This window comes from Actinoplanes sp. NPDC023714 (assembly GCF_040639855.1).
Lineage (GTDB): Bacteria > Actinomycetota > Actinomycetes > Mycobacteriales > Micromonosporaceae > Actinoplanes.
This window is the reverse complement of sequence record NZ_JBFAAR010000009.1, coordinates 148,668-175,542: the sequence shown is the minus strand read 5'-3', so window position 1 is coordinate 175,542 and position 26,875 is coordinate 148,668. Positions and strand designations below refer to the sequence as shown.

Sequence of the window (26,875 nt, the reverse complement as noted above, 5' to 3'; positions counted from 1 at the left end):
CACGGACGGTGGGGGCCGCGGACGGGAGGGCGCGGGCGAGGAGGGTCAACTGCGGCGTAGGTGTTCGGTGGGGAAAGTGGGTGGGGTGGGTGGCGGGCCCAGGTCGGAGGGGCTGACGCCGTCCGGGTAGCCGGGGTAGGTGCGGTTGCGCTTCGGGTTGGCGAGCACGCTCACCCGGCGCGGGGGCAGGAAGCGCTCGCCGGCCGCTTTCGCCCGGAGGCCGGCCTCGGCGACCGAGGTGAGCCAGCGCGGGGCGGGTGGGAAGCCGAACGCCCGCAGCATCCGGTCGTCGAGGAGGCTGCGGACGCCGACCTTCGCGGCCGGCCGCAGGAACGGCGGGAACCAGCTCGCGAACAGGTCGACGGTGTAGCGGCCGATCTCCGCGTTGGTGGGCGAGTAGACGAAATGCTCACCCTCGTACGCATCTTTGAAGCTCTTGAAAGCGGCGAAGTCGCCAGAAATGTCGCGAATGCCCATCCGCCGGCCGACCTCCGCGTAGTAGTGGAAGGCCGCGAGCCGCTCGTTGTCGTGCAGTGGCCGCCACCCGTACCGATCGATCCAGTCGATGGGGTCGTAGATGAAGGTGGAGAGCACGTAGAGCATGTCGTCGTTGCTGATCGCATACCGGCCGTGCGCCCGGTTCACCACCTTGAGCGCCTCCTTGCCGCGCGGCGAGTCGTATCCGTGCGCGGCCATCTCGGCCATCAGCAGCGCGGTGTCGTCGTAGCGCTTCTGCGGCCGGTCCCGGAACTCGCCGGTCGCCGCGAGGAGCTTCGAGATGCTGGGTACGCAGTACGTGCGGAACAGCGCGAACTCCAGCGCCCGGGTGTAGTCCCACGGGAAGTCGAGGCCGGACGAGATCCGGTAGATCTCCAGGTGGTCGCGGACCGGGTCCAGCGCGGCGATGCGGTGCGCGTTCGCGTAGCGACGGGACATGTCACACCTTTCGGGATTTGATATTTGATACTGTAACGACGTGCCCGCTGACCGGCCCCAACTGTCCGAGGAAGTTGCCGCGGCGCTGCGCGGCCGGATCATGTCGGGTGAGTTGCGCCCCGGCGCGCGGATCCGGCTCGAGGAGGTCGCCGCCCAGCTCGGGGTCAGCATCACGCCGGTGCGCGAGGCGCTGCTGACGCTGCGCGGCGAGGACATGGTCGAGCTGGAACCCCGCAAGGGGTACGTCGTGGCGCCGCTCTCCAAGCAGGACGTCGTCGACCTGTTCCAGCTCCAGGGCGACATCGCCGGCGAGCTGGCCGCCCGGGTCGCCGAGCGGATCACCGCGCCGCAGCTCGACGAGATCACGCTCGCGAACCGGGCGCTGCTGCGGGCCAAGAGGACGGCCGACGTCGAGCGCCTCGAGTTCGAGCTGCACCGGGCGATCAACCTGGTGGCGCAGGCCCGGAAGCTGAGCTGGTTCCTGCACGTGGCCACGCGCTACACGCCGGCCCGGTTCTACGCGGCCGACCCCGGCTGGCGGACTGGCATGCGGGACGACCACGAGGCGCTGCTGGCGGCGTTCGGCGCGCACGACGCGGCGGCCGCCCGTGCCGTGATGACCCGGCACTTCACGGACGGCGCGTCGCTGCTCGTGAAGCACCTCGACGAGCTCGGCATCTGGTCGTGACGACCGCCGACTGAAGATCACGCGCCCCGGGCGTGACGCAGCCGGAACAGCCTGCGGGCCCGTTCCAGGGCGGCCGGATCACGGTCGAGGCGCATCAGGTCGATCATCGCGCCGAAGCGGCGCCACGTCACCGACTGGGCCCGGCTGAACTCGCGCAGGCCGTCGGCGCCGTGGATGCGGCCGAACCCGGAGTCGCCCACCCCGCCGAACGGCAGTGACGGCACCCCGGCGAAGCCGAGCACCGCGTTGATCGAGACGGCGCCGGTGCGCAGCCGGCGGGCGATCGCCAGGGCGCGGCCGCGGTCGCGGGAGAAGATCGAGGCGGCGAGGCCGTACTTCGAGGCGTTGGCGAGCCGGACCGCCTCGTCCAGGTCGGCGACCGGGTTGACCACCAGGGTCGGGCCGAACGTCTCCTCGGTGACCGCCGCGCTCTCCTCCGGCACCTCGGCGAGCAGCACCGGCCTGACGAAGGGCTCGCGCACCGAGTCGGCCCCGCCGACGACGGCCCGTCCCCCGGCCACCAGGGCGTCGGCCACGTGCCGCCGGACCACCTCGGGCTGCTCGGGAGTGGTCATCGGCCCGTACGCATCGCCCTTGATCTGGGCAGTGAGCTCGGTCAACCGGCCCAGAAAGTCCTGATAGACCGGCCGTTCCACATAGACCCGCTCGACGCCCGCGCAGGTCTGACCGGCGTTGCCGAACCCGCCGAAGGCCGCGGCCCGGGCGGCCGCATCGAGATCCGCGTCGGCCGCCACGATCATCGCGTCCTTGCCGCCGCCCTCCACCACGATCGGGGTGAGGGTGCGCGCGCAGGCGGCCATGACCAGCCGCGCGGTCGCCGCCGAACCGGTGAACGCGATCTTGTCGGCGCCGCTCTCGCAGAGCGCCGCGCCGGTCGTGCCGTCGCCCGTGACCACCCGCAGGACCGGATGCCCGGGCACGGCGCGCGCCCACGCCGCGGCGAGCCAGACGCCCACGCCCGGGGTGTGCTCGCTGGGCTTGAAGACGACGGCGTTGCCGGCCGCGAGGGCGTAGGAGACCGAGCCGAGCGGCGTGTAGACCGGGTAGTTCCACGGGCCGATCACGCCGATCACGCCGAACGGCCGGTATTCGAGCGCGGCGGCCTGGTCGGACGCGAGCAGGCCGCTGCCGACGCGGCGGCGGCGCAGCACCCGGCCGGCGTTGCGGGCGGCCCAGTCCAGATGCTCGACCGCGAGCATGACCTCGAGCAGCGCGTCGCCGAACGGCTTGCCGGTCTCGTCGTGGATCAGGTTCGCGAGCTCGTCGGACCCGGCCGCGATCGCGCGCTTCCAGGCGAGCAGGCGGTCGCGGCGGGCGGGGAAGCCGAGCCCGCCCCACCACCCCGCCGCGATCCGGGCCTCGGCGACGGCCTCGTCGACCGTCTTGGCATCGGCTATCTCGTATTCCGCCAGCAGCTCGGCCGTCGCGGGATTCAGGGAACGCAGGGTGGCCATCGTCGTGCCTCCGCACCGCAGATTTGATATTTGATATGTTACGTTCACTGTCAATCCCCGGCACCACCTGCGGGAACCTTCGGGAGGGATTGACATGACCATCGATCTGACCGACGAGCAGCGCGCTTTCACCGAGGCCGTCGCCGAGTTCGCGAAGAAGGAGGCGGGCACCCGGCAACAGCGCGACGCGCTCACCGACGGCGGCCGCCACGCGCATCATCAGGGCCTCTATCAGAAGATGGCCGACCTCGGCTGGATCGACGGCGCCACCGAGAGCATGACCGACACGGTTCTGTTTCTCGAGCAGATCGGGTACGGGCTGCTGCCCGTCGGCGGCTTCGCGGTGTCCGCGATCGTGGCGGCCGCGATCGGGCGCTCCGGCTCCGAGGAGCAGAAGAAGACCGTGCTCGGCGGGTTCACGGCAGGGCGTTCGTACTCCATCGCCATGTCCGAACCGGAGGCCGGGTCGGACGTCGCGAACGTGTCCTGCCGTGCGGTAGCCGACGACGACGGCTGGGTGATCAACGGACAGAAGACGTGGATCTCCAACGCGCACTTCGCCGACGCCATCCTGCTCGTCGCCCGGACCGGCGGCTCACCCGGCGACCACGACGGCCTCACCATGCTGCTCGCCCCCGCCGACACGCCCGGCCTGCGGATCAGCGGCATCGAGACGATGGGTGGCAAGGAGGTCAACGACCTCTACTTCACCGACTGCCGGGTGCCGGCCGACGCCGTGGTCGGCACCGCCGGCAAGGGCTGGTGGCAGCTCATGGCCGGGCTCAACGTGGAACGGCTCATCCTGGCCGGCCTGATGCTCGGCACGGCGCAGCGGGCGTTCGACGACACCCTCGCCTACATCAAGGAGCGCCGGCAGTTCGGCCGGCCGATCGGAAGCTTCCAGGTGCTGCGGCACCGGATCGCCGACCTGGCCACCGAGATCGAGTGCTGCCGGCTGCTGGTGCGCCGGACCGCCGAGCTCGTCGACCGGAACCCCGGGCAGGTGCTGCCGCGGGAGAGTTCCATGGTGAAGCTCAAGGTCACCGAGGTGGCGCGGGAGACCGCGCTGGCCGGGATGCAGATGATGGGCGGGTACGGGTACGCCACCGAGTACGACATGGAGCGCCACGTGCGGGCCACGCTGGTCTCGACGATCTACGGCGGGACCAGTGAGGTGCAGCGCGAGATCATCGGGAAGTCGTTCGGGCTATGACAGGAGACTTCCGGCGACAAGGGTGAGAATCGCTATCACGAAGTTGGCGACGATGGCGGTGACCAGCCCGAACCAGCCCCGGTCCCGCCCTTCCCCCTCGCCGCCGGCAGCCGCCGCCGCGGCCGTCCAGGGCCGGTCGCGGAGCACCCAGAAGACCATGCCGATCGCGTACGGGATGAGCACCACCACCCAGAACCAGTACCACCGTGTGCCGAGCGCCGGCGCCGGCCCGGTCACCAGCACGACGAGGAACGTGAGGGCGAGCACGAGGCTGATCCCCTGGAGCCATCCGCGCCAGGGGATCAGCTCACCGGACGGCGGGCCCAGCTCGCGGGTGATCCGCTCGGCCCCGTCCCGGGCCACGGCCGTGTCGGTCCAGTAGACCCGGTGATCGGCCGCCCGCCACGCGAACCACGGCCCCTCCCCACCGGTCAGATAGGGCGTCTCGAACCAGCGGTCGCTGCCGTCGTTCCAGGTTCTCCCCCACCGATGGGCCGTCACCTCGCCGGATTGCGCGGCGTCGAGCGCGCGCTCGTAGTCCACCTGGCGCGGGTGCGTCCACCACGTCATCGCGGCGCCCGCCACCCACAGCAGCAGGATCAGCACTCTCGCCACACGCCACGCCCTCACGCCATGATCGTGTCAAACCTCCGCGAGCTGGGTGCTGACGTCGCCGTGGGCGCTGCGGACCCACCCTTTCTGCGCCATGCGCAGGTGCAGGGTACGCATCAGCGCGTCCCGCCGATCCCCGGACATCACCCGGCCGCGGGCGTGCTCCGCGATCCGCTCGAGCGGTCCGGGATCGGTCACCGCGGGCGGCTGCCCGGCCTGCCGCGCCCGCCTCAGGCCGGCCTCGTTGCCGAGCACCGTCAGCGGCGCGACGCCCAGCTCCCGGGCCAGGTAGTCGAGGTCCGCCTCGTCGGTGACCTTGTTGCCCACGACGGCGAGGACGTCGGCGACGCCCGCGGCACCGGCGAGCTCGGCGTAGCGGCGCGCCACCGACACCGACTCCGGCGTCGGCTCGGCCACCACCACGATCACGTCGAACTGGGCGTGCAGCGAGTTCGCGAACGCGTCGGTGCCGGCGACCATGTCGCAGACCACCCAGTCGCTCTCCTCCTCGATCCTCAGGTGGGAGAGCAGGTTCTCCAGGATCGCGAGGTGCCCGTGGTAGCAGCCGGATCCGATGTCCTCCGGCTCGTACGTCCCCACGTGCATGACGTGGGTGGTGTCGTCGAGCCGGGCGGCGTGCGCCCTCAGCACCGGGTCGCCCTCGTCGAGCGTGACCAGGTTCGACCCCGGCCCGGGCGGCGTCGTCGCGACGAAGTGCTCCACCCCGGCGACCCGCTCGTTCGTACCGAGCAGGTGGGTCCGCACCTTCCGCACGTTGTCCGGGTGCGACAGCGCCGTCCCGGCCTCCACCTCCACCCCGAGCAGCGGCGCGAGGTGCACGTTCACGTCGGCGTCGATCGCCAGGACCCGCCGGCCGGTGGCGCGCAGGTGATTCACGAAGAGCGTGGCGAGGGTGCTCTTGCCGCTGCCACCCTTACCCGTAAAAGCGATTTTCATTTTCAACAGAGTAGTCAGGGGCGTCCGCCTCGCAACGACCGCCACCCCACGTCCCTCGTCCGGGTGAGATGCGGCGGAACCGCTCCCTCCCACCCCTCCGTCACGCCGCGACGGCTGCGCGGTCGTCCCGTCGCCGTCCGGCGGTCCGGCCGGTCGCTTCCTGATCGCGCCGGGTGATCTGCGCGGCGCGGAGTTCATCCCGGATCGGCTGGCGGGCAGTTGCTGCGGCACCTGGCAGGCGGTGTGGCTCGACGCCCGTATCGTCCACGCCACCGGCGATCCCGGCCGGTTCCTCGCATGGCCCGACGCAATGCGCGACCGCCCGGGACGCCCACCGACCGGCCCGGACGGCTACACCGACCCGCTCTGGGAGGCCGCGACCGGCGCCACGCTCGCCCGCCTGCTGGTGGCCGCGGACGCACGACCGGTCATCGCCCGCGACGGGACGGAGGTCTTCAGCAAGGCGCTCGACACCCTGCTGACAGCCGTCCACGACGAGCAACCGGCGCTCCTGCGCGGCCGGCCGGCCCGCCCCGACCGGGAGGTCTTCCGCCGTACCCTCGCCCGGCTCATCGAGGCCGAGGACTCCTACCTGCAAGCCATCCACACCCGCACCGCGCAATGGCCGATGATCCGCCCGTTCTGATGCCGCATCATCCTCCGGCCGGTGGCCGCGTCCAGGCCGCTCGCATCACCTCCCGCCCGGCCGCCCGCTCATAGACCGCCGCCGCGAGCCAGGCGCGTGCCAGCACTTGCGCATCGTGCGGGTCGAGCCTGCCGAAGACATCACGGGTACGCCGTACGCCCGCCGCCCCGAGCCCCGCCAGAACAGCGGCCGCCCCGCCGAGATGGGCGGCACCCAGTCGCCGCACGTCGTCGTCGACGCCCGCGAGCAGAACAGAACGACCGGCGGCGACGACACGCTCGAGCTGATGCCGCAGCAGGTGAAGAGGCGGCCCACCCGGCGTGTCCGCGCACGTTCCGGCCGCGCCGGTCCCGGCCGGCACGTCGGCCGTGACCGATGCGGCAGCCGGCATGCCGGCCGTGGTCGATGCGGCAGCCGGTATGTCGGCCCTGGTCGATGCGGCAGCCGGCATGTCGGCCGTGGTCGATGCGGCAGCCGGCATGTCGGCCCTGGTCAGGGTGGTGGCGCCGAGGTCGGTGTGGCCGCCGTGGACCTCGGGCAGCCACTCCGCCGCGAACGCCAGACCCGTCACCTGCCGCGCGCCGGTGAAGCGGCCGGCGAGCCGTATCCGCTGTCCGGCCGCATGCGTGGCCAGCAGCCGCAGGTTGCCGAGGTAGGGCGCCGCCGTCGACGCCACCGCCGCCCGTACCGTCACGACGAGGCCCGCTGCCGGGTCGCCGTCGATCTCCAGGAGGAGGCCCTCACGGCCGGCGCCGAGGACGGTTCCCTCCAGGAAGGCCAGGTCGTACGCGGCCGGCCTCTCCTGGGCGGGCAATGCCTCCGCTGTCAGCCAGCGATCCACCTGGTCGGCGACGGGCGCCTTCCAGAGGGCGTCGAGCGGCTCGGCGAACCAGCCGTTCCCCGCCGTCGCCACCGCCTGGCGGGCGCGGCCGTGGCTGAGCCGGCGGGCCGTGGAGGCGTGGGCGTTCACCGCGAGCAGGCCGGCGCGGGCCAGGTCGTGGTGGCTGAGGCGTACTTCGCCCAGATCGACCGACGTTCTGGTGGACGGCCGGCCGTCGGCGGGCTTCACGTCGGAGACGATCCAGACCGTGCCGGCCGCGTCCGCCAGGTAGGTCACCACCCCGGCATGCCCGGTGGCCGCCCGCACCGGCTCACTGAAGATCCCGTGCAGGCGCAGATCACCGACCGGCTCGTAGTCCCGCCGAGCCACGCCGAGCGCACTCGCTTCCCCGGCGGTTACCCGGTGACAGGCGAGGAGCATTTCGCGTACGTCTGCCGTCAGCTCCGCCAACCGGAACCCCGGCTCGTCACGGCGGGCTGCCCGCACCTGCTCCACGACCCGGACCGCGCCGGCCGCGGCCGCGTGCACGCCGGCAGCCCGTGCCCGGTGCACGGCCCGCAGCAGATCCGCCTGGGCGACCGCTCCCGCCGCGGGTATGCCGCCGCTGAGCAGATCGGCGCCGACCGTCCAGAGCATGGACGCCGCCTCCCGCTGACCGGGACCGACCGGCGCGGAGTCCCGGCCCCGCCTCTCGCCGGACACGCCCTGCCTAGCCGAACCGGCGGTCGAGATCCCGCTGCTCCGGCCTTCTTCGGTCGCATCGGGATCGCCGGCCCGCTGCGCCTTCGTCCCTGGATCGCCGGCCCGCTCCGCCGTCGGAACGGCGTTCAGGATCGGGGCGATGCTCAGGACCGCCGTCCGGTGCAGGCACTTCGGCGCGAGCAGGCAGCTGCACACCGCGTCGCCGGCGGCGGTCACCGGATCGGTGAGGGTCACCGTGATCTGGTCGTCCGGGCGCACCACGACGGTCGTACCCCCGGCCTCGACGGACCATCCGCGGGCCTGCTCGATCACCGCGTCGAGGCGGGCGCGCAGACGGCCCGGCAGGGCGGCCACGGCGTCGGCGGTGACCTCGGCGGACACCGGTGGAAGGCTCATCGGACCCGCTCCCCGATCCAGCCGGCCAGTTCGACCGGGCTCAGGGCGGCGACCGGCATGCCGGCGGCGGCCAGCTGCGAGGCGACGCCGGTGCTGTACCGCGGCCGCCCCCTGTCGTCGAGGCTCGCGCAACCGAGCTGGGTGACGCCGTCGTCGGCGAGAGCGCGGGTGGCCGCCAGCAGGTCGCCGATCGGGTATCCCTCCTCGAAGTCGCTGATCGTGACGACCAGGGTGCGGCTGGGCACCCGGGTGATCTGCCGGGCGTACCGCAGTCCGGCCGCGATGTGCGTGCCGCCGCCGACCCGAACCTCGAGCAGCAGCGCGAGCGGATCGCCGACCCGGTCGGTCATGTCGACGACCTCGGTCGAGAACGTGACGAAGTGCGTACGCAACGCCGGCACCCCGGCCAGGATGGACGCCGTCATCGCGGCCCAGATCGTCGACTCCTCCATCGAGCCGGAGACGTCGACGAGGAGGATGACCTGCCAGTCGACGCTGCGCCGCCCGGGACTGCGGAACACCGGCCGCTCCGGGACGATGGTCACCCGGCCCGGCTCGCTCTCGTCGAACCGGGCCGTGTGCAGGTTCCGCCGGACGGTCGCGGCCAGGTCGAGCCGTCCGGTCCGGCGCCGGGTAGGACGAGGCGTGCCGATCCCGGTCAGCGCCGGGCGGATCCGCCGGGCCAGCTGCGCCGTCAGTTCGGCGGTGAGCCGCGCGACCATCGGCCGCAGCCGGGCCAGCCGGGCCTCCGGCAGCCCACCGGCCAGCGACAGGACGGTGTGCAGGAGGTCGACGGAAGGCCGTACGCGCTCGGGGTCTGCCGCAAGCACCGCATCCACGCGGCCGCGTTCTGCGGCGCGCGCCAGCACTTCGTCGCGCACCCGCGCGCCGAAGAGGGCTTCCAGGTCGGTGAGCCAGTCACGCACTTCGGGGTACGCCGCGTCGCGCCCGCCACCGCCCGCACCCACGGTGAACGCCCCTTCCCCCTGCCCGGCCCCATAGAGCTCGTCCAGAGCCGTGGCGAGTCGTCGCTGCTCGGCGGGGAGGCCGCCGGTCTCCCGCCCGAGCAGCAGCCGCCACCGCTGACCGGGAAGGATCGCCGCGGCGCTGGGCTCCTGACCGGTGGCGGAGGCCGGCGCCCGACCGGCAGCCCCGGCGTCCGGGGGTGCGGAACCGGGTGCTCGACCGGCAGCCCCGGCGTCCGGGGGCGCGGAGGCCGAGCCGGGCGCCGGACCGGCGCCGGTCGAGGTCGGGGCGGCGCCGAGGCCCAACGCCTCGATCGCGGCCAGGCCGGCGCGGTCGGCGGCGAGCCAGCCGGCGAGGGTCCGCGCATCGGTGGGAAGGTCTTCGCCGACGTGGCCGTGGCGTTCCTCGACGGTGCGGAGCAGCCGGTCGCGATCGGCCGGGCTCACCGCGTCGAAGCCGCCGCGCAGCACCGGCAGCCGCCGCACGAACTCGTCGTCCGGCAGGGTGTCGACGACGTCGAGGAGGGGTTCCAGGGTCTGGCCGCCCGCCTGGAGGAGGGCGCCGGCCACGCTCAGGGCGCCGCGCAGCCGTCCGGTCGCCAGGTCGGCCGGCAGCGTGACCCAGGAGGCGAGCCGTTCCCCGAAGTCGGCCGGTTCCTCGTGGCCGAGCAGCACCCCTACGCCGGACGCGGCGCCGCTCATCAGCGGGGAGCCGTCCCGGGCCAGCGCCCGGATCGCATGCCCGAGCCGCAGCAGCCGCCCGGCCTCGTCAGCGGCCCGCACCAGGTCGTGCAGCGCCCGCGCGTCCTCCACCCGCGTCGACCCGGTCAGCCCCGCCACCGCCGCGACCGCCGCCGCATGCAGGTCGTCCCGCACCACGGCCACCTCGTCGCCCCGAAGTTCGGGGTCGCGCGCGGCCGAAGAACCGCGCCCAGGCGAAGAACCGCTCCCAGGCGAAGAATCGCGCCCAGGCGAAGAGCCGCGCCCAGGCGAAGAGCCGTGCTCAGGCGAAGAACCGCACCCAGGCGAAGAATCGCGCTCAGGAGAAGAGCCGGCGTCCGCGGCGACGGCGGTGAGGATGCGGCGGAGCAGGTGCAGGGCCGCCACGATCTGCTCGATGCCGCCGCCCCGGCCGACCGCCTCCTGGACGTCGGTGAGGCGGTCGCGCGCCACGGCCGGCAGGTCGCACGCCACGGCCTCGGCCAGGCCGGCGAGGGCCTGCTCGGGCGTGGGACCGCCGGCCGTCACCTCACGTCTGCGCCGCGCGGCCAGCATCCCGGCGGCGGCCTGGGCGAGGGTGACGCCGTGCAGGCCGGCGAGGTTCAGGGCGGCGTCGGTGGTCGGGTTCCATTCGAGGCGCCAGGTGCTGGTCAGCGTCTCACCCCCGGTGACCGGGCCGGTGGCGCCCTCCGACGCGTACGAGGCCCCGCATGCGGCCATCCGCCGGATCACCAGCTCGCGGGCGCGATCGGTCGGGGAGCGCAGCGGGTCGAGCCGGATCCGCTGGGCGGCGGCGCCGGGACCGGGCATCCGGAGCCGGGACAGTTCCGCCCGCACGGCCGGGAGCAGGCCGGTCACCGGTGCACCGGACGGCAGCCGGCCGCGGCGGTCACCGACCAGCACGGTCTCCATGGCGCGCGCCACGCCTCGCCCGGTGCCGGCCGGCGCTCCCTGGGCGAGGACGGTCTGGAGTGCTTCGACGAGCTCGCCACGGCCGGGGGCGGGCAGCGTACGCAAACCGGCCAGGTCTCCCGCGAGGCGCGCGACCTCCGCCGCCTCGCCCGGACCGGCGGGCCGGCCCTGCGCGCGCAGCTCGCGGGTGACCTCCACGGCGAACGCGTGCGTGGCGAGCCGGATCCGTTCGGGGTCGGCGCCGCAGTCGTGCACGGCCTGCTGCCAGCGCGGATCCCGGATGCCCGCCGGGTAGCCGGAGCGCGCGTCGAGCAGGTCGAACGTGTAGGGGACCAGCGAGACGACCGGCCCGGCCGGGCCGGTGGACGACGCGATCACGGGACCGTCGAGCAGCGCCGGCGTGTGGAAGGCGCCGGCGATCACGGCGACCCGTCCCGGCGTACCCCTGAGGTGTCCCCGCATGCAGGACTCCCGCCGCAGATCGAGCGGATCGACCCCGGCCCGCTCGGCGTCGTGCCGCAGCGCCCACCCGGCCGCCAGCGCCGCCCGGCGGACCGACTCGGGTGAGCTGCCCGGCGCGCCCGCCTCGATCCACCGATCCCAGAGGTCATCCCCCTCGCGCCCGGAGAGCGACGCCCGCACCGAATCCGACAGGTCGGAGGAATGCCCCCGCGCGGAGGGCGCGAGCCACGCCGGATCACTCAACGGCAGATCACAACAGATCATCGGTACGTCGTTCCGGACCGCCCACCGCACCGCCGCCAGCTCCGGGCTGAAATCGGCGAACGGATAGAACGCGACCGGCCGGGACTCGTCCGCCGCCGCGAGCGCGACCGGCGCCACCGTGCCCGGGTCGCCGAGCCACCGCACCCACTGCTGCATCTCGGCGGGCAGCTCGACCAGCACCGCCTCCGGCGCGAACGCGTCGAGCATCGCCGGCACGGCCGCGGCCAGCACCGGCGAGTGGTGCCGCACCCCGACGAGCAGCACGCGCGGATCGCCGGCGAGCCGCTCGACCTCCGAACGGACGTCGGTCACCGCAGGACGTCCCGGTGTTCCCAGAGCTGCCGCCACATCCGCGCGCCCGCCTCGGCCCGCCGCCGCAGCGCGCCGTCCCAGTACGCCAGGAGCCGGCCCGCGTCGTCCGGATCGTCCTTGCGCACCACGCCGAGCAGGTGCCCGGGCAGCAGCGACAGCGGATCGGGGCCGGGCAGGTACGCCGTGGACAGCCCGATCGACGCCGCCACCGCGACCGCCTCGGCCGTGCTCATCACCGACGACGGCCGCTCCACCTCCCAGCCCTCGGCGCTGCGGCCGGTACGAAGGTCGCGGAACGCCGTGACCAGCGTGTCGAGCACCGCGTCGTCGACCGCGAACGCCGCACCGCCCCGCTCGACCGACGCCTTCGCCTGCCGGGTGACCAGCGCGACCTCCGCGTCGAAGTCGGCGATCGGCGGCACCACCTCGAAGTTGAACCGGCGTTTCAGCGCGGCCGACATCTCGGAGACCCCGCGGTCGCGCAGGTTGGCCGTGGCGATGAGGCAGAACCCGGGTGCGGCGTACGAGGTCGCGTCCGGGAGCCCGGTCAGCTCGGGCACGCTGATCCGCCGCTCGGAGAGGATCGAGACGAGCGCGTCCTGCACCTCCGGCAGGCAGCGGGTGATCTCCTCGACCCGGGCCACGGCGCCGGTCCGCATGGCGGTCAGGATCGGGGACGGGACGAGCGACTCGGCGGACGGCCCCTTCGCGAGCAGGAGAGCGTAGTTCCACCCGTACCGAAGCTGATCCTCGCTCGTGCCGGCGGTCCCCTGCACCGCGAGCGCGCTGGTCCCGCAGATGGCCGCGGAGAGCAGCTCGGACAGCATCGACTTGGCGGTGCCGGGCTCGCCGACGAGGAGCAGGCCGCGCTCGCCGGCGAGGGTGACGACGCAGCGTTCGACGAGGGCGCGCTCGCCGACGAACTTCGGCGCGATGACCCGGCCGCCGACCGGCACGCCACCGGAGCCGGCCACGAACGTGACGACCGACCGCGGTGTCATCCGCCAGCCGGGCGGGCGCAGCCCGGTGTCGGCGGCCGCGAGGAACTCCAGCTCCTCGGCGTACCGGTGTTCCGGCGGGTCGATCTGACGGACGGCGGTCACGGCTTCTGCTCCTCGAGTGTGCTGTAGCGGGGGACGTCGCCGCCGGTGACCCGGGACCAGGCCATGGCGAACTGGTCCGGCAGCGACCGGGTGACCAGGCGCTGCTGGACGGCATGCTCGTACATCTCGGCCTTCCAGGTCTCGACCGGCAGCATCGGCGTGCGGGCGGCGAGCCAGCCACCGGGCAGGAAGACCGGCCGGCCGGCGCGCTCCCGCTTCGCGGCGACGACGAGCCCGGCGGCGAGCAGCGCCTCCCGGGCGTTGCGCAGCCCGGCGGCCTTCCAGCCGTTCCAGGCCTGCACGTTGGCGTCGGTGGGGTCGGGCAGCGCGAGCAGCTGGAGGTAGTACGCCGCGGCGTCCGTGTCCAGCCCGAGCTGTCCGGCCACCTCCCCGACCAGCTCCGGGACGGCCACCCGCGGATCGTGCGGGTCGCCGCTCGCGTCCGGCGGCGTCGCGACCGCCGCGTCGATCCAGTCGGAGAGCAGGATCCGCAGCGCGGTGCGGGTCGCGTCGTCGGTGTAGAGGATCGCCGGGTCGTCGAGGCCGGTCAGCTTCGCCGGGGCGAGATGGAGGTACATCCAGTCGTTGTTCGTCTCCCGCTCGACCAGCGCGGGAAGACCGGCCGGGCGGTTCTTCGCCTCGAAGAACGCCCAGCCCACCAGCAGCTCCGGGTTGCGCAGCCGCTCCCGGACCAGCCGCAGCGCCTCGGGCAGACGCCGGCGCAGCGGATCGTCCCACCCCAGGTGGTAGGCGAGCCACGGCAGCGCGGCAGCGGCGGCGTGCAGGTGCTCCTGCTCGAACGCGGTGCCGTCGTCGGCCGTCGTCGTCAGATGGTTGTAGTGCGTCATCTCCGAGCGTCCGTCGGTGCTGAGCCAGTCGCCCGGCCGCGGATCGGCGATCGCTTGGAGCAGCGTGACCGGGCGGACCCGATCGACATGGCGTGCCAGGGCGGCGACGAGCTTCTCGGGTACGGCGACCCGCCTGCCCCGGAACCGCACCCACTGCTCCGCGACCGCCGCGACGTCCGGCCCGGTCTCCCAGAGCGCGGCCGGGTCGGCGGGCATCGCGGCGTCGAGCAGCGTCACCCGCTGCCGCGCCGTCAGGTCACGCAGCGCCTCCCGGCCGACCTTGGCGTGCGCCGCGGTGAGCCCGAGGGTCGTGCGCTGCTCGGGGCTGAGGAAGTTCGCCTCCCAGTCGTTGATCCCGGGCAGCCCGGCGAGCAGCAGGACCGCCTCGGCGCGCGTCATCCCGGTCGCCTCGGCCAGGGCCTCGGCGGACTCCGGCCGCCAGGGCGCCGGGCCGCGCGCGGCGAGCAGCCCGGCGAATCGCTCCAGCCGGTCGGTGGTCATCCTGCCGCTCGGGTACGCCTCGTCGCGCACCGCCGACTCCGGCGGCGCCGTGAACGAACCGTCCGGCGACACCTGCACGGCGATCCGGTCCCAGACCGGCGCGCTGCTCCAGTGGTAGTTGTCCGGCGGGAACAGCACGGTGACCCGCCCGCCGTCGCGGTGAACCTCGACCTCCCGGGCGCCCTCGCGCTTCTGGCTCGCCACGACCACCCGCATCGGTGCGCCCTCCCCGGTCAGCGGCGACCCGGCCACCACCGAGAGGAACGCGGCGAGCGCCTCCCGATCGGCGTCCCCGGTCACCGGCGAGGCGGCCCGCAGAGCCACCGCTCCGAGCCCGCCGAGCAGTGTGGTCCAGCCGCCCGAGACGGCCGGGACGGCAAGGTCTCCGGCGCTGCCGCCGAGGTGGTCCGCGACGGCGCGGATCTGCTGCATCGTCTCGTGCCGGAGGCCGGCGGTCCCCGAGTAGTAGGAGCGGCGCGAGCCGGTCAGCCCCTCCCACGCCTTGTCGAGGGCCTCGTCGGAGACGGCCGGCGGCAGGTCCGCCTCGGTCTCCGGCTCCGCCTGCAGGTGAGCGGTCACCTCGGTGAGGCGGCGGTTCATCCGCACCGCCCGGGCGATCACCTCGGCGAGCCGGGCCCGCAGCGTGGGGTCGGTGACACCCGGCAGGTGGGCCTCGAGGTTCGCGGTGACGGCGTCGCGGACCTCGAGCGTCTTCGTGACACTCCCGTCCACGGCGATCAGCGCGGACGCGACCGGCGCGGCGAGCGTGCGCAGGGCGGCCGAGCCGGCCTCGTCGCGCGGCCGCAGCGCGTGCCACCAGGCGAGCGGCGGCAACAGGCTGGTGACCTGGCTCTGGGTGACGAGCTGATGGCCGCCGTCGGCGGTCCAGACGGTGAGCCGGCCGTTGCGGTGGTCACCGTCCTGCGTGATCGGCAGCGGCGCCTCCGCACCGGGCAGCGTCAACGCACCGACCAGCACACCGTCGGCCCCGGGAGGCAGCACCGCCCGGCGCCCGTCCACCCCTTCACCGGCCTGTGTCCCGTCCGCCGCCACAGAGGTGCGCCACCCGCCCAGCAGGCCCGCGTCACCACCGCCAGCAGAAGCCGCCGCGCCTGCCGGCGAGCCGCCGCCCGGGGAGGCGCCATCGCCCGGGAGGGGAGCCGCGCCGAGCGGGGATGCCGCGAACGCGGCCGGGATAGGGCGGAGGCGGGAGGCGAAGGCGTCCAGCTCGCCGTCGCCGGACGCGAAGAAGGAGGGCACGCTGACCCGGCCGCCGGCGCCGGTCCGCGGATCGAACTCGCGCCACTGCCAGTGCCCCGGCCCGTTCCTGCCCGGAACGTATTCGCACCGCCAGAAGGCCCGGCCGTCGCTCGCCAGCGGGTGGGCCGTGCCCGGGCCGTGCGCGTCGCCGGGGTGGACCGGCCGCCCGCCGGTGGTGAGGCCGCCGCCGGGGACCGGCAGCGGTTCGGCCGGCGCGTTCCACAGCACGGGCTCGCTGCGCATCTCAGCGGCGATGATCTCGGAGGGCCGCGACGACCAGTAGCCGGCGCCGCCCTCCTCGCCGCGCCACATCACCAGCAGGTCGCCGTCGACGAGCCGGCACGCCGTCTCGGACCAGCGCTGCGGCGCGTGCGGGTGGCCGCCGGCCGGGTAGCGGAAGTGGTGCTCGGTGACCGTGCCGTCCGGGGCGATCACGTGGGCGGCGTGTTGGTCGTGGACGAGCAGCTCGGGCCAGGACTCGCCGATCCGGACGGCCTTCAGCCGGCCGGTCACCTCCTCGTAGGCCGGCCAGGCCAGCTCCTCCGGCAGCCCGGCCCGCAGGCTGCGGGTCAGCACGGCGGCCATGTCGATCGCGCCGAGCCTCCGGAACGCCTCGGGCGCCAGCGCCATCCCGTGCGGCGACCAGAGCGGCGCGAGCTCGGTGAGGTGCAGGTCGAGGCTGCGCAGGGTGCCGTCGCCGGCCCGGCCGGCCAGCTCGGTGACCAGCTCGACCAGCACGTCGCGGACGCCGGCCGCACCGAACGCGTGCCGCAGCGTCTGCTCGGGCAGGGCCGGCCCGGTGAGCGAGTCGCCGCTGCGCAACCGCCGGATCGCGTCGCGGGCGCCCTGCCGCAGCACCGGGCGCCAGCGCGGGTCGGCGGCGATCGCGGCGAGGTCACGCCGGCCGGGGCCGTCGTCGTCGGCCCACTCGGCGACGTCGAAGCCGGAGCGCCGGACCCGCTCGCCGATCTCGACCGGCACGCCGGCGGACAGGCACAGGTCGAGGACGTCGAGCTCGACCCGCCACAGGCTGTCCGCGATCGGCACGGCCGGACCGGCGGCGAGCCGCGGCAGCATCCGCCCGATCAGGCCGAGCAGCGGCTCGCTGCGCTTCTCGCTCGCCCGGTTGGCCCGGCGGCCGGCCAGGATCCGGCCGAGCCAGCGGGCCGGCGCACCCGGGTCGGCGCCGGCGCCGGTGCCGGCGATCAGGTCGGCGGCCGCGCCGCTCGCCTCGAGGATCTCCAGCCACTGGTCGGTGATGTCGGAGCGCCAGCCGGGCGGCTCGGGGACGATGGCGAGCAGCCGGGACCGCACCTCGTCGTCGCGCTTGCCGGCCCGGACCAGGCTCTTGCGGTAGGCCTTCCACACCGACGGATGAGCGCGGCCCATCGCGGGATAGGTGAGCAGCCGCGGCACGATCGCGTCGGCCTGCTCCTCCGGGTCGAGACCGGCGGCCTTGGCGAGCCGGGCCAGGTCGGCGGCCATCGAGGCGTGCGGCGGGAGCCCGCCGGCGACCCGGCGCAGCGCGAGCGTGCGGACCAGGTCGTACGCCTCGGCGGCGGGCCGGCGGACGACCACGCCGCGGGCGTACTCGGCCAGCATGGCGGCGGTCAGCGCGCCGGCGAACGCGAACTCGAGGTGGACGTCGCGCACCCGGTCCTCGTCGACGGCGAGGCCGTGCACCTGCTCGGCGCGGCGGGCCTCGGTGAAGCAGGTGCCGGCCGTCCGCTGGTTGTCGGCGGCGAGGAAGGCCCGGCCGGCCTGCTCCCAGAAGGTGGGCAGGAACGCGGGCGCTGCCGTGCCGAGCCGGCGGGCGAGGACGTCGTAGCCCTCCTTCGCGTTGCCCGGCTTGCTGCGCGCCACCCGGGCGAGCCTCTCCATCTCCTTGACCAGGGCGAGGGCGTGCCGCCCGTTGGCCGGGTCGTGCACCAGCGCCCAGGCCGGGAAGCCGAGGGCCTGCCGCCGGGCGTGCCCGACCGGCGCGGGCGGGCCGGCCGGGTCGAAGCCGAGGAACTCCATGGTGAGGTCTTCGGCGGGGCCGACGGTGGCGCCGACGAGCCGCACCACGGTCCGGCCGTCGAGGACCGGATGGTGGTAGGCCCGGGCGGTCACCACGTCGTCGGCGCCGTCCGACGGCGCGCCGGCCAGGATCGCCCCGGCCTCCAGCAGCTGCTCGCTCATCACTTGCCCTCCTCCTCGACGACGCGTCCCGCGTGCAGCGCCGCGGCCATCCGCATTCCCTCCGACCAGGCCACCGGCGGCACCCGGTCGGGTGCGAGCACCTCGCCGGCGGCGTCCGTGAAGACGAGGTCGCCGGTCTCGGTCTCGTAGGACGGGTCGCCGTCGCCGATCCAGACCGAGGCGAGGACGGTGACCCCGGACTCCCAGACCCGGCAGACCGCCGTGCCGCCCTGGACGCGGTAGCCCGCGGCGGTGGCCCGGGACTGCACGTGCCGCAGCTCCTTGAAGCGCGCACCGGAGTAGAGCCGGAGGTCGTCGGCGGACCGGGTGAGCCACACCTCGCGGAACAGCTGGAGGGTGCCCTGCTCGACGCCGAGGTCGGCGGCGAACTCGCGCAGGTCGTCGAGGTCGGGCAGCAGGACCGGGTGCGGGATCGCGACGGTCGCCGCGGTGATCCGGGTGGACTCGCCGTCGAGGTCGACGACGCCGAGGCCCTTCGTCTCGTCGGCGTCGCGCAGCAGGCCGGCGGCGGCCACGTCCCACGTGCCGTCCGGGCCGACCGGCACGACCACGAGGTCGCGCAGCACGGACCGCCAGGACTCGTCGGCCCAGACCTGCCCGATCACGGCGGACGGCACCGGCAGCGACCGGATCATCCAGCGCTCGACCTCGGCCCGGCAGGACGCCTCGTGCCGTTTCAGCCACTCGATCAGCTGGCGGAGGCCGGCCACCGCCTCGTGGTCGCGCAGGGCCTTGGGCAGCGCTTTCAGCGGCTTGCCCTGCGCTGTCCGGGCGACCACCCTGCCCCGGTCGACGCTCACTTGATAGTCGGCACCCGCCGGCACCCAGCCCATGGAGATCCCCTCGTCGCTGAACGTGCGAGGAGTGTGCCACCCGCCACCGACAATTTCCCGAGCGAGTGATTGTTATAGTAGAATGCAAACATGTTGTTCCGCGTGGACGTGGCGGCGGCCGAGCCGCTCGCCGATCAGATCGCCGCTCAGGTGCGCGGCGGGATCATGCGCGGCGAGCTGGCCGCCGGCGAGCGGCTGCCCGCCGCCCGGGAGCTGGCCGAGGTCCTCGACGTCAACCTGCACACGGTGCTGCGGGCCTACGGCCAGTTGCGCGACGAGGACCTGATCGAGCTGCGCCGGGGCCGGGGCGCGATGGTCCGGGGTGACGCCGACGCGGCCCGGCTGCGGCTGGCCGAGCTGGCCCGCGATTTCGTGCGGGAGGCCCGGCGGCAGGGGCTCGGCGAGACGGAGATGTTGGAGATCGTGAAGGGGGCGCGACCGTGAGAAGACTGTGGACGGCCGCGGCGGCGGTGTGGCTGCCGGTGGTGGTGACGGCGGCGACCGCCGGGTGGCGGGACGAGCTGCCGGAGAGGATCGCGACGCACTGGAGCGGCTCCGGACCGGCCGACGGATGGAGTTCGACGACCGGTTTCTGGCTGGCCATGCTGGTCGCCGGGCTGGTGTCCGGCATCGCCGCTCTGGCGGCCGCCGCGACAGCGACAAGGTCGAATGCACAACCCGCGGACCGGGTACGGCGGATGGCGGCCGCTCGCGGCGTCGTCATCGGCGCGGCGTCCGTCTCCGGCGGCGCGGCGGGCGTCTGGGTGGCGACCGCTACCGCGACGCTCGCCGATCCGGCGGATCCGCGGCTGGGCTGGCGCTTCGGCTGGTTCGTCCTCGGGATGGCCTGGGGCCTGGCCGCGTGGCTGATCGCCGGCCGGACGCCGGAGATCGACGTGCCGGCCGAGCCGCCGGTGGACGCGCTCGACCTGGCCCCGACCGAGCGGGCCGCGTTCAGCACCACGCTGCGGTCGAACCTGATGTTCGGGCTCATGCTGGCGACGTCGGCCGTGCTGGCCGTCACCGCCCTGCTGACCCAGCCGGTCCTCTGGCTCGCCGCGCCGATCCCGCTGCTGCTCGGGCTGGTGTTCGCCCGGATCCGGGTGACCGCCGACCGGCGCGGGCTGCGGCTGGTCGCGGGCCTGGCCGGCGTGCCGTTCAAGCGCATCCCGCTCGACCAGATCCGCACCGCCGAGGCCGCCGAGATCAACCCGGCCGAGTGGGGCGGCTGGGGATACCGGGTGCTGCCCGGCCGCAGCGCCCTGGTCCTGCGCGGCGGGCGCGGGCTGGTGCTGCACCTGCGCGACGGCCGCCGCTTCGCGGTCACGATGGACGACCCGCGCACCCCGGCCGCCCTGCTGAACGGTTTGACGGCCAACCACTGAAAACGTCATCACGGCCCGGTTTCAGCGCGAACTGAAACCGGGCCGACGCCGTCTTGACACGTTCCTGAAAAGGTTTCCAGACTGACCCCACATCGATCGATCTCTATGAAGATCGCGAGTGGAGGGGGCGGCGCATGGCGGCGACCATCAAGGACGTGGCCCGGCTCGCCGGCGTCTCACAGTCCTCGGTCTGCCGGGCGCTGGCCCGACCCGAGCAGGTCCGCCCGGACACCCGCGAGCGGGTCGAGCGCGCCGCCCGCGACCTCGGCTACTACCCGAACCGGGCGGCCCGCGGCCTGATCACCGGCCGCACCTGCAACATCGGCGTGGTCCTGCCCGACCTGGCGAACCCGTTCTTCCCCAGCGTCGTGAAGTCGATCCAGACCCACGCCCGCCGATCCGACTACGCGGTCTTCCTGAGCGACACCGACGAGGACCCGGCCGTCGAGGCCTCGCTGATCAGGGCCCTGGCCAAGCAGGTCGACGGCTTCCTGCTGTGCTCCCCGAGAGCGAGCGACGAGGAGCTCCGCGCGCTCGGCGACGAGCTGGGCGCCACGAGCGGCGAGCCGCGGACGCCGATCGTGGTGCTGAACCGGCGGGTCAGCCCGTTCCCCTCGGTCACCGCGGACAGCGCCGACGGCATGCGCCAGGCGATCGGCCATCTGCATGCCCTGGGTCACCGCCGGGTCGCGTACGTGGCCGGCCCGCGCGCCTCCTGGTCGAACCGTGACCGCCTCCGAGGCCTGCGCTCCGCCACCGCCTCCTACGACATGGAGCTGATCGAGGCGGGCAACGTGGCGCCCACCGTCGACGGCGGCGCGGCCGTCGCCGACCTGGTCGCCGCCTCCCCGGCCACCGCCGTGATCGCCTACAACGACCTGGTCGCGCTCGGCCTGCTCCACCGGTTCCGGGCCCGTGACATCGGCGTGCCGGGCCGGATCAGCGTGGTCGGGTTCGACGACATCCTGCTCTCCGGCCTGGTCGTGCCGCCGCTCACCACCGTCGCGATCGCCAAGGAGGAGATCGGCCGCCGGGGCGTCGAGCTCCTGATCGACCTGCTCGACGACCGCAGGAACCCGAACAAGCGAGAGAACCCCAGGCCCCGGAACGAGCGAGACGACCGCCGGCCCCTGCACAGGCGAACCGCCACCCAGCTGATCGTGCGCGAATCCACCGGACCAGCAAGGAGCTGATCATGAAAGGGAAGATAGGCCTCGCCATCCTCGCGCTCGCCCTCGCGGCCTGCAGCCCGCCCGAGAGTGACGGCGGCACCACGAGCACCGCTGGACCCGTACCCGAAAAGCCCTCGAAACCGGTCACCCTCAACGTCCTCGACGTGGCCGGCAACCTCCAGCTGACCCAGGGCATGATCGACGACTTCGTCGCGAAGAACAGCGACGTCATCGAGAAGGTGACCTACACCAAGGCGACCGCCCCCGAACTGGTCGGCAAGGTCAAGGCGCAGCAGGACGCCGGCCGCGTCGACATCGACCTCGTCCTGACCGGCGTCGACGGCCTGGCCGGCGGCATCGACCAGGGGCTCTGGCTGCCGCTCGTCTCGGCGCACGCCGACCGGCTCACCGGGATGGCCGCCTACCTGCCGGGCGCCGCCGCCATGCAGAAGCTGGCCGGCGACAACGGCGTCACGATCACCTACTACCCGTCCGGCCCGCTGATCGAGTATCTGCCGCAGAACGTGCCGAACCCGCCGACCACCGCGCAGGGGCTGCTCGACTACGCGAAGGCCAACCCGGGAGCGGTCCAGTACGCCCGGCCGTCCAACTCCGGGCCGGGGCGCACCTTCCTGATGGGCCTGCCCTACCTGCTCGGCGACAGCGACCCGAAGGACCCGGAGGCGGGCTGGGCCAAGACCTGGCAGTTCCTCAAGGACCTGGACGCGAACGTCACGCTCTACCCGTCGAGCACCAGCGAGACGATGAAGAACCTGGCCAACGGCTCCGCGAAGATCATCCTGACGACGACCGGCTGGGACATCAACCCGCGCGTGCTCGGGACGGTCCCGAAGGAGGCGAAGATCGGGACCCTGGACGGGTTCCACTGGGTGACCGACGCGCACTACGCCGTCGTACCCAAGGGGGTCTCGACCGACAAACAGGCCGCCGTGCTGTCGCTGCTGCAGTGGATGCTCACGCCCGAACAGCAGGCGAAGGCCTACGACAAGGGCTACTTCTACCCCGGCCCGGCGATCAAGGACGTGCCGCTCACGATGGCGCCGCAGGAGAGCCAGCAGGCGATCAACGAGTACGGGCGGCCGGAGTACACCGATCTCATCCTGGACAACCCGCTCGAGGTGCCGCTCGACGCGAAGGCGCTGGTGGCCGCGTTCGACAGGTGGGATCGCGAGGTCGGCGGCGCGAAGGTGAAGAAGTGACCGGTTTCGAGCGGCTCCGCCTCGACGGCGTGACCCGGCGGTTCGGGGACGCCGACGCGCTGCGCGACCTGAACCTGGAGATCCGGCGGGGCGAGTTCATCGCCCTGCTGGGCCCCTCCGGGTGCGGCAAGTCGACGGCGCTGAACTGCCTCGCGGGCCTGCTCCCGCTCACCGGCGGCAGCATCTGGCGCGACGACACCAGGCTGGACACGCTGCCTCCGGAGCGACGCGGGTTCGGGATGGTCTTCCAGAACTACGCGCTCTTCCCGCACATGTCCGTACAGAAGAATGTGTCCTTCGGTCTGCGGATGCACGGCGTGGCACGCGCCGAGGCCCGCCGGAGGACGGCCGAGGCGATCCGGCTCGTGCACCTCGAGGAGCACGCGACGAAGCTGCCCGGCCAACTCTCCGGCGGTCAGCAGCAGCGCGTCGCGATCGCCCGGGCCGTCGTGATCGAGCCGTCGCTCGTGCTCATGGACGAGCCGCTCTCCAACCTGGACGCCAAGCTGCGCCTGGAGATGCGCACCGAGATCCGCCGGCTGCACCAGTCGCTCGGGCTCACCACGGTCTATGTCACGCACGATCAGGAGGAGGCGCTCTCGCTCTCCGACCGCCTGGTGGTGCTGCGCGACGGCCGGGTCCAGCAGATCGGCACGCCGGAGGAGGTGCACACCCGCCCCGCGAACCGGCACGTCGCCGATTTCATGGGCTACCGCAATCTGCTGCATGGTCATTCCGCGGGAGGCGACTCCTTCGAGATGGCGATTTCGGGGGTACAGGTGAAAGGCGCGCCCGCCGGGCCGCTGGAACCCGGCACACCGGCGGTCGCGGCGATCCGCCCCGAGGACATCAGCCTCGACGGCGACCTGGAGGCGACCGTCGACGTGGTCGAGTACCAGGGCCGGGAGTTCACCGTCGAGGCCCGCACGGCGGACGGGCTGGTCGTGCACCTGCGCACCCCGCAGCGGCTCGCCGTCGGCGACCACGTGAAGGCTGGCTTCCCGCCGGACCGGCTGCTGATCTTCCCGGCGGCGTCGTGACCACCGCGGCGGTCGCGCTCCGGCACCGGCTCGCCGACCGCGGCGTGGACCGGCAGATGCTGCTGCTCGTGCCGGCCACGATCTTCGTGGTGGCGCTCTTCATCTACCCCTTCGCCTACGGGATCGCGGTCTCCCTGCAACCGGCCGAGGGTGGCGTGCTCGGCGCGTACCAGGCCTTCTTCACCGATGCCTACCAGCGGGACACGATCGTCACGACGCTCGTGATCGCGCTGCCGGCCGCCCTGCTGAACGTCGCCGCCTCGGTGCCCGTGGCGTACCGGATGCGGGGCAGGTTCCGGGGCAAGCGCGTCCTCACCACGGTTCTCGTCGTGCCCATCACGCTGGGGACGGTACTGACCGCCGAGGGCCTGCTCAACTTCCTCGGGCCGGCCGGGTGGCTCAACCGGTTCCTGACGACCACCGGCCTCACCGACGCGCCGGTGCGGCTCACCAACAACTACTGGGGCGTCTTCCTATCCCTGATCATCACGGGCTTCCCGTTCGCGTTCCTGCTCGTGCTGTCGTACCTGTCCGGCATCGACCCGAGCCTCGAACGCGCCGCCGCGACGCTCGGGGCCGGCTGGCGGCAGCGGTTCTTCCGGATCACCCTGCCGCTGCTCGCGCCGGGGCTCGCCACCACGTTCTGCCTCACGTTCGTGCTGGCCTTCAGCGTCTTCCCGTCGGCGATCCTGGTCGGCGACCCGTCCGGCAGCACCCGGGTCATCTCGATCGCGGCCTACGAGGCCGCCTACGTCCGCTACGACTACGCCGGCGCGTCGGCCGCCGCGATCGTCATGGGCGCGGTCGAGCTCGCGGTGATCGCCGTGGTGCTCGGGCTGCGCGGCCTGCTCTACACCGGATCGACGGCGGGAGGTAAGGGGTGAAACGCTCCATCGTCGCCTCCCCGGCGGCCTGGCTGGTCTGGGGCGCGGTGATCATCTTCTTCATCGGGCTGGCCGGCGTGATCGGCTCGGTCGTGGTCAACTCGTTCGGCGTGCGCTGGTTCGACTCGTGGCTGCCGGAGGCCTGGACGACCCGGTGGTACGGCCAGGCCTGGGACGAGTTCACCCTGCTCCCGGTCCTGACCGTCACGCTCGTCGTCTGCCTGCTGGTGGCCGGCATCTCGGTGCTGGTCGGCGTGCCCGCGGCGTACGTGCTGGCCCGCCGCGCATTCCCCGGCAGCCGGCTGCTCTACCTGCTGTTCCTGCTCCCGATCCTGATGCCGCCGATCACGTACGGCATCCCGCTCGCGACGGTGCTCTACAAGTACGGCCTGGCCGGCCACCTGTCCGGCGTGGTCCTCGCCAACCTGGTCCCGTCCATCCCGTTCGTCATCCTCACGATGACCCCGTTCATCGAGCAGATCGACCCGGCCGTGGAACGGGCCGCCCGGATGTGCGGCGCCCGCACCCGGCACGTCTTCCTGCGCATCCTCGCGCCGCTGCTCATCCCGGGCATCCTCGCGTCCTGCATCCTCGTGGTGGTCCGCACCGTGGGGATGTTCGAGCTGACGTTCCTGACCGCCGGCCCGGACTCGCAGACGCTCGTCGTGGCGCTCTTCTATTCGATGTCGGCGGCCGGCATCCGCGCCCAGCAGTCGGTCGACGCCATGGCCGTCATCTACTGCCTCATGATGCTGACGCTGCTGGTCGTCGCGCTGCGCTTCGTCAACCCCACCCAACTCGTCGCACGGGTCAAGGAGGATCCGGAATGAAGATCGCCGACGCCCGCGTCATCGTCACCTGCCCCGGCCGCAACTTCGTGACCCTGAAGATCGTCACCGACGACGGGGTGACCGGGGTCGGCGACGCCACCCTCAACGGCCGCGAGCTGGCCGTCGCCGCCTACTTGACCGAGCACGTCGTGCCGACCCTGATCGGCCGGGACGCGTCCCGGATCGAGGACACCTGGCAGTTCCTCTACCGGGGTGCGTACTGGCGGCGCGGGCCGGTGACGATGTCCGCGATCGCGGCGGTGGACACGGCACTGTGGGACATCAAGGGGAAGGTCGCCGGTCTGCCGGTGTATCAGTTGCTGGGTGGGCGGTCCCGGGCCGGGGTGACCGTTTACGGTCACGCTAACGCCGTGGATGTAGAGACCGTTCTATCGGAAATTTCCGGATATGTCGGATTGGGGTACCGGGCCGTCCGGGTGCAGACGGGCATTCCCGGCCTGGAGTCGACGTACGGGGTCGGCGGTGACCGGATGTTCTACGAGCCGGCCGACGCGGCACTGCCCACCGAGAACGTCTGGTCGACCGAGCACTACCTGCACCACATTCCGAAGGTCTTCGCCGAGGTGCGCCAGGAATTCGGCCCCCACCTGCGGCTGCTGCACGACGTCCACCACCGGCTGACGCCGCTCGAGGCCGCCCGGCTCGGCAAGTCCCTGGAACCCTATGCCCTCACCTGGATGGAGGACCCGGTCCCCGCCGAACTCCAGGAGGGCTTCCGCCTGATCCGGCAGCACACGACGACGCCGATAGCCGTGGGCGAGGTCTTCAACACGATCTGGGACTGCCAGGAGCTGATCACGGGCCAGCTCATCGACTACATCCGTACGACGGTCGTCCACGCCGGCGGCATCACCCACCTGCGCCGCATCTTCGACCTGGCCGCCCTCTACCACGTCCGCTCCGGCTCGCACGGCGCCACCGACCTCTCCCCCGTCTGCATGGCGGCCGCCCTCCACCTCGACGTCGCGATCCCCAACTTCGGCCTGCAGGAATACATGCGCCACACCCCCGAGACCGACCAGGTCTTCCCGCACGGCTACCACTTCGCCGACGGCTACCTGCACCCGTCCGAATCCCCCGGCCTGGGCGTCGACATCGACGAGGAGCTGGCGGCGCGCTACCCCTACAGGCCGGCCCAGCTCCCGGTGAATCGCCTCCAGGACGGCACCATGCACAACTGGTAGCCCCGCACCCCACCTCAACACGCCAGCGAGCGAGCCCGGCCAGCGTGTTGACTTACGGTCCAACCCGCACCCCAACTCAACACACGAGCGGCACACCCAACCTGCGTGTTGACTAACGGTCCAATCCGCACCCGAACTCAACACACGAGCGGCACACCCAACCTGCGTGTTGACTAACGGTCCAACCCGCACCCCAACTCAACACACGAGCGGCACACCCAACCTGCGTGTTGAGTAACGGTCCAACCCGCACCCCAACTCAACACACGAGCGGCACACCCAACCTGCGTG

Annotated in this window: 20 protein-coding genes; 11 read left to right on the top strand and 9 right to left on the bottom strand. The window is 73.2% G+C overall.

The genetic code is table 11. The features are described 5' to 3' along the window. Nucleotides 1-45: 45 nt before the first annotated feature. Complete coding sequence (locus AB0G10_RS32640) at nucleotides 46-936, bottom strand: oxygenase MpaB family protein (RefSeq protein WP_360930456.1); 891 nt, start codon at nucleotides 934-936, stop codon at nucleotides 46-48. 40 nt (nucleotides 937-976) lie between these two features. Between AB0G10_RS32640 and AB0G10_RS32635 the strand changes: the two genes are divergently transcribed. After that, nucleotides 977-1,624, top strand: coding sequence for a GntR family transcriptional regulator (locus tag AB0G10_RS32635; protein WP_360930453.1), 648 nt, complete (start codon nucleotides 977-979; stop codon nucleotides 1,622-1,624). A 17-nt stretch (nucleotides 1,625-1,641) separates the two neighbouring features. Here AB0G10_RS32635 and AB0G10_RS32630 read toward each other — a convergent pair whose 3' ends face one another. Beyond that, entirely contained in the window at nucleotides 1,642-3,099 is a 1,458-nt protein-coding gene (locus AB0G10_RS32630) for an aldehyde dehydrogenase family protein (protein WP_360930450.1), read from the bottom strand. 94 nt (nucleotides 3,100-3,193) lie between these two features. Between AB0G10_RS32630 and AB0G10_RS32625 the strand changes: the two genes are divergently transcribed. Beyond that, entirely contained in the window at nucleotides 3,194-4,312 is a 1,119-nt protein-coding gene (locus AB0G10_RS32625) for an acyl-CoA dehydrogenase (protein ID WP_360930447.1), read from the top strand. Here the strand turns inward: AB0G10_RS32625 and AB0G10_RS32620 are convergent. Both AB0G10_RS32620 and AB0G10_RS32615 read right to left on the bottom strand, forming a co-directional pair. After that, nucleotides 4,307-4,942 (bottom strand): hypothetical protein, encoded by a 636-nt coding sequence (locus AB0G10_RS32620; RefSeq protein ID WP_360930444.1) that lies wholly within the window; start codon nucleotides 4,940-4,942, stop codon nucleotides 4,307-4,309. The two genes, AB0G10_RS32625 and AB0G10_RS32620, sit on opposite strands and share 6 nt — an antisense overlap. A 12-nt stretch (nucleotides 4,943-4,954) precedes the next feature. Continuing rightward, the gene (locus AB0G10_RS32615) at nucleotides 4,955-5,881 is read right to left on the bottom strand and encodes an ATP-binding protein (protein ID WP_360930441.1); all 927 of its coding nucleotides are present in this window, start codon (nucleotides 5,879-5,881) and stop codon (nucleotides 4,955-4,957) included. 310 nt (nucleotides 5,882-6,191) lie between these two features. Here AB0G10_RS32615 and AB0G10_RS32610 point away from each other — a divergent pair, with 310 nt between their 5' ends. Then, complete coding sequence (locus AB0G10_RS32610; protein ID WP_360930438.1) at nucleotides 6,192-6,527, top strand: hypothetical protein; 336 nt, start codon at nucleotides 6,192-6,194, stop codon at nucleotides 6,525-6,527. Between the two features lie 7 nt (nucleotides 6,528-6,534). Here the strand turns inward: AB0G10_RS32610 and AB0G10_RS32605 are convergent, their stop codons facing one another. Genes AB0G10_RS32605 through AB0G10_RS32585 form a run of 5 tightly spaced genes read right to left on the bottom strand, consistent with a single transcriptional unit; the run spans nucleotide 6,535 to nucleotide 18,848 of the window. Further along, nucleotides 6,535-8,466, bottom strand: coding sequence for a hypothetical protein (locus AB0G10_RS32605; protein WP_360930435.1), 1,932 nt, complete (start codon nucleotides 8,464-8,466; stop codon nucleotides 6,535-6,537). Further along, a complete protein-coding gene (locus tag AB0G10_RS32600) occupies nucleotides 8,463-12,101 on the bottom strand; it encodes a DUF5682 family protein (protein ID WP_360930432.1) in 3,639 nt (1,212 codons plus the stop codon). The genes AB0G10_RS32605 and AB0G10_RS32600 overlap by 4 nt, the downstream gene beginning before the upstream one ends. Then, nucleotides 12,098-13,204 carry an AAA family ATPase gene (locus AB0G10_RS32595; RefSeq protein WP_360930429.1) on the bottom strand — a complete coding sequence of 369 codons (1,107 nt, stop codon included), beginning with the start codon at nucleotides 13,202-13,204 and terminating at the stop codon, nucleotides 12,098-12,100. Before AB0G10_RS32595 ends, AB0G10_RS32600 begins: the two co-directional genes overlap by 4 nt. After that, the gene (locus tag AB0G10_RS32590) at nucleotides 13,201-17,994 is read right to left on the bottom strand and encodes a hypothetical protein (protein ID WP_360930426.1); all 4,794 of its coding nucleotides are present in this window, start codon (nucleotides 17,992-17,994) and stop codon (nucleotides 13,201-13,203) included. Before AB0G10_RS32590 ends, AB0G10_RS32595 begins: the two co-directional genes overlap by 4 nt. Then, nucleotides 17,994-18,848: a DUF4132 domain-containing protein gene (locus tag AB0G10_RS32585; protein ID WP_360930423.1), complete on the bottom strand. Its 855-nt coding sequence runs from the start codon at nucleotides 18,846-18,848 to the stop codon at nucleotides 17,994-17,996. Before AB0G10_RS32585 ends, AB0G10_RS32590 begins: the two co-directional genes overlap by 1 nt. Nucleotides 18,849-18,938: 90 nt before the next feature. Here AB0G10_RS32585 and AB0G10_RS32580 point away from each other — a divergent pair, with 90 nt between their 5' ends. The 8 genes from AB0G10_RS32580 (at nucleotide 18,939) to manD (ending at nucleotide 26,584) form a co-directional block, all read left to right on the top strand. Continuing rightward, complete coding sequence (locus AB0G10_RS32580; protein ID WP_360930420.1) at nucleotides 18,939-19,292, top strand: GntR family transcriptional regulator; 354 nt, start codon at nucleotides 18,939-18,941, stop codon at nucleotides 19,290-19,292. Further along, the gene (locus AB0G10_RS32575; protein WP_360930417.1) at nucleotides 19,289-20,233 is read left to right on the top strand and encodes a DUF1648 domain-containing protein; all 945 of its coding nucleotides are present in this window, start codon (nucleotides 19,289-19,291) and stop codon (nucleotides 20,231-20,233) included. The genes AB0G10_RS32580 and AB0G10_RS32575 overlap by 4 nt, the downstream gene beginning before the upstream one ends. 134 nt (nucleotides 20,234-20,367) lie before the next feature. After that, nucleotides 20,368-21,426 (top strand): LacI family DNA-binding transcriptional regulator, encoded by a 1,059-nt coding sequence (locus AB0G10_RS32570; RefSeq protein WP_360930414.1) that lies wholly within the window; start codon nucleotides 20,368-20,370, stop codon nucleotides 21,424-21,426. Between the two features lie 2 nt (nucleotides 21,427-21,428). Then, a complete protein-coding gene (locus AB0G10_RS32565; RefSeq protein WP_360930411.1) occupies nucleotides 21,429-22,625 on the top strand; it encodes an extracellular solute-binding protein in 1,197 nt (398 codons plus the stop codon). Beyond that, nucleotides 22,622-23,665 (top strand): ABC transporter ATP-binding protein, encoded by a 1,044-nt coding sequence (locus AB0G10_RS32560; protein WP_360930408.1) that lies wholly within the window; start codon nucleotides 22,622-22,624, stop codon nucleotides 23,663-23,665. Before AB0G10_RS32565 ends, AB0G10_RS32560 begins: the two co-directional genes overlap by 4 nt. After that, nucleotides 23,662-24,549 (top strand): ABC transporter permease subunit, encoded by an 888-nt coding sequence (locus AB0G10_RS32555; protein ID WP_360930406.1) that lies wholly within the window; start codon nucleotides 23,662-23,664, stop codon nucleotides 24,547-24,549. Before AB0G10_RS32560 ends, AB0G10_RS32555 begins: the two co-directional genes overlap by 4 nt. Further along, complete coding sequence (locus AB0G10_RS32550) at nucleotides 24,546-25,379, top strand: ABC transporter permease subunit (protein WP_360930403.1); 834 nt, start codon at nucleotides 24,546-24,548, stop codon at nucleotides 25,377-25,379. The genes AB0G10_RS32555 and AB0G10_RS32550 overlap by 4 nt, the downstream gene beginning before the upstream one ends. Further along, nucleotides 25,376-26,584: a D-mannonate dehydratase ManD gene (manD, locus tag AB0G10_RS32545; protein ID WP_360930400.1), complete on the top strand. Its 1,209-nt coding sequence runs from the start codon at nucleotides 25,376-25,378 to the stop codon at nucleotides 26,582-26,584. Before AB0G10_RS32550 ends, manD begins: the two co-directional genes overlap by 4 nt. Nucleotides 26,585-26,875: the final 291 nt, after the last annotated feature.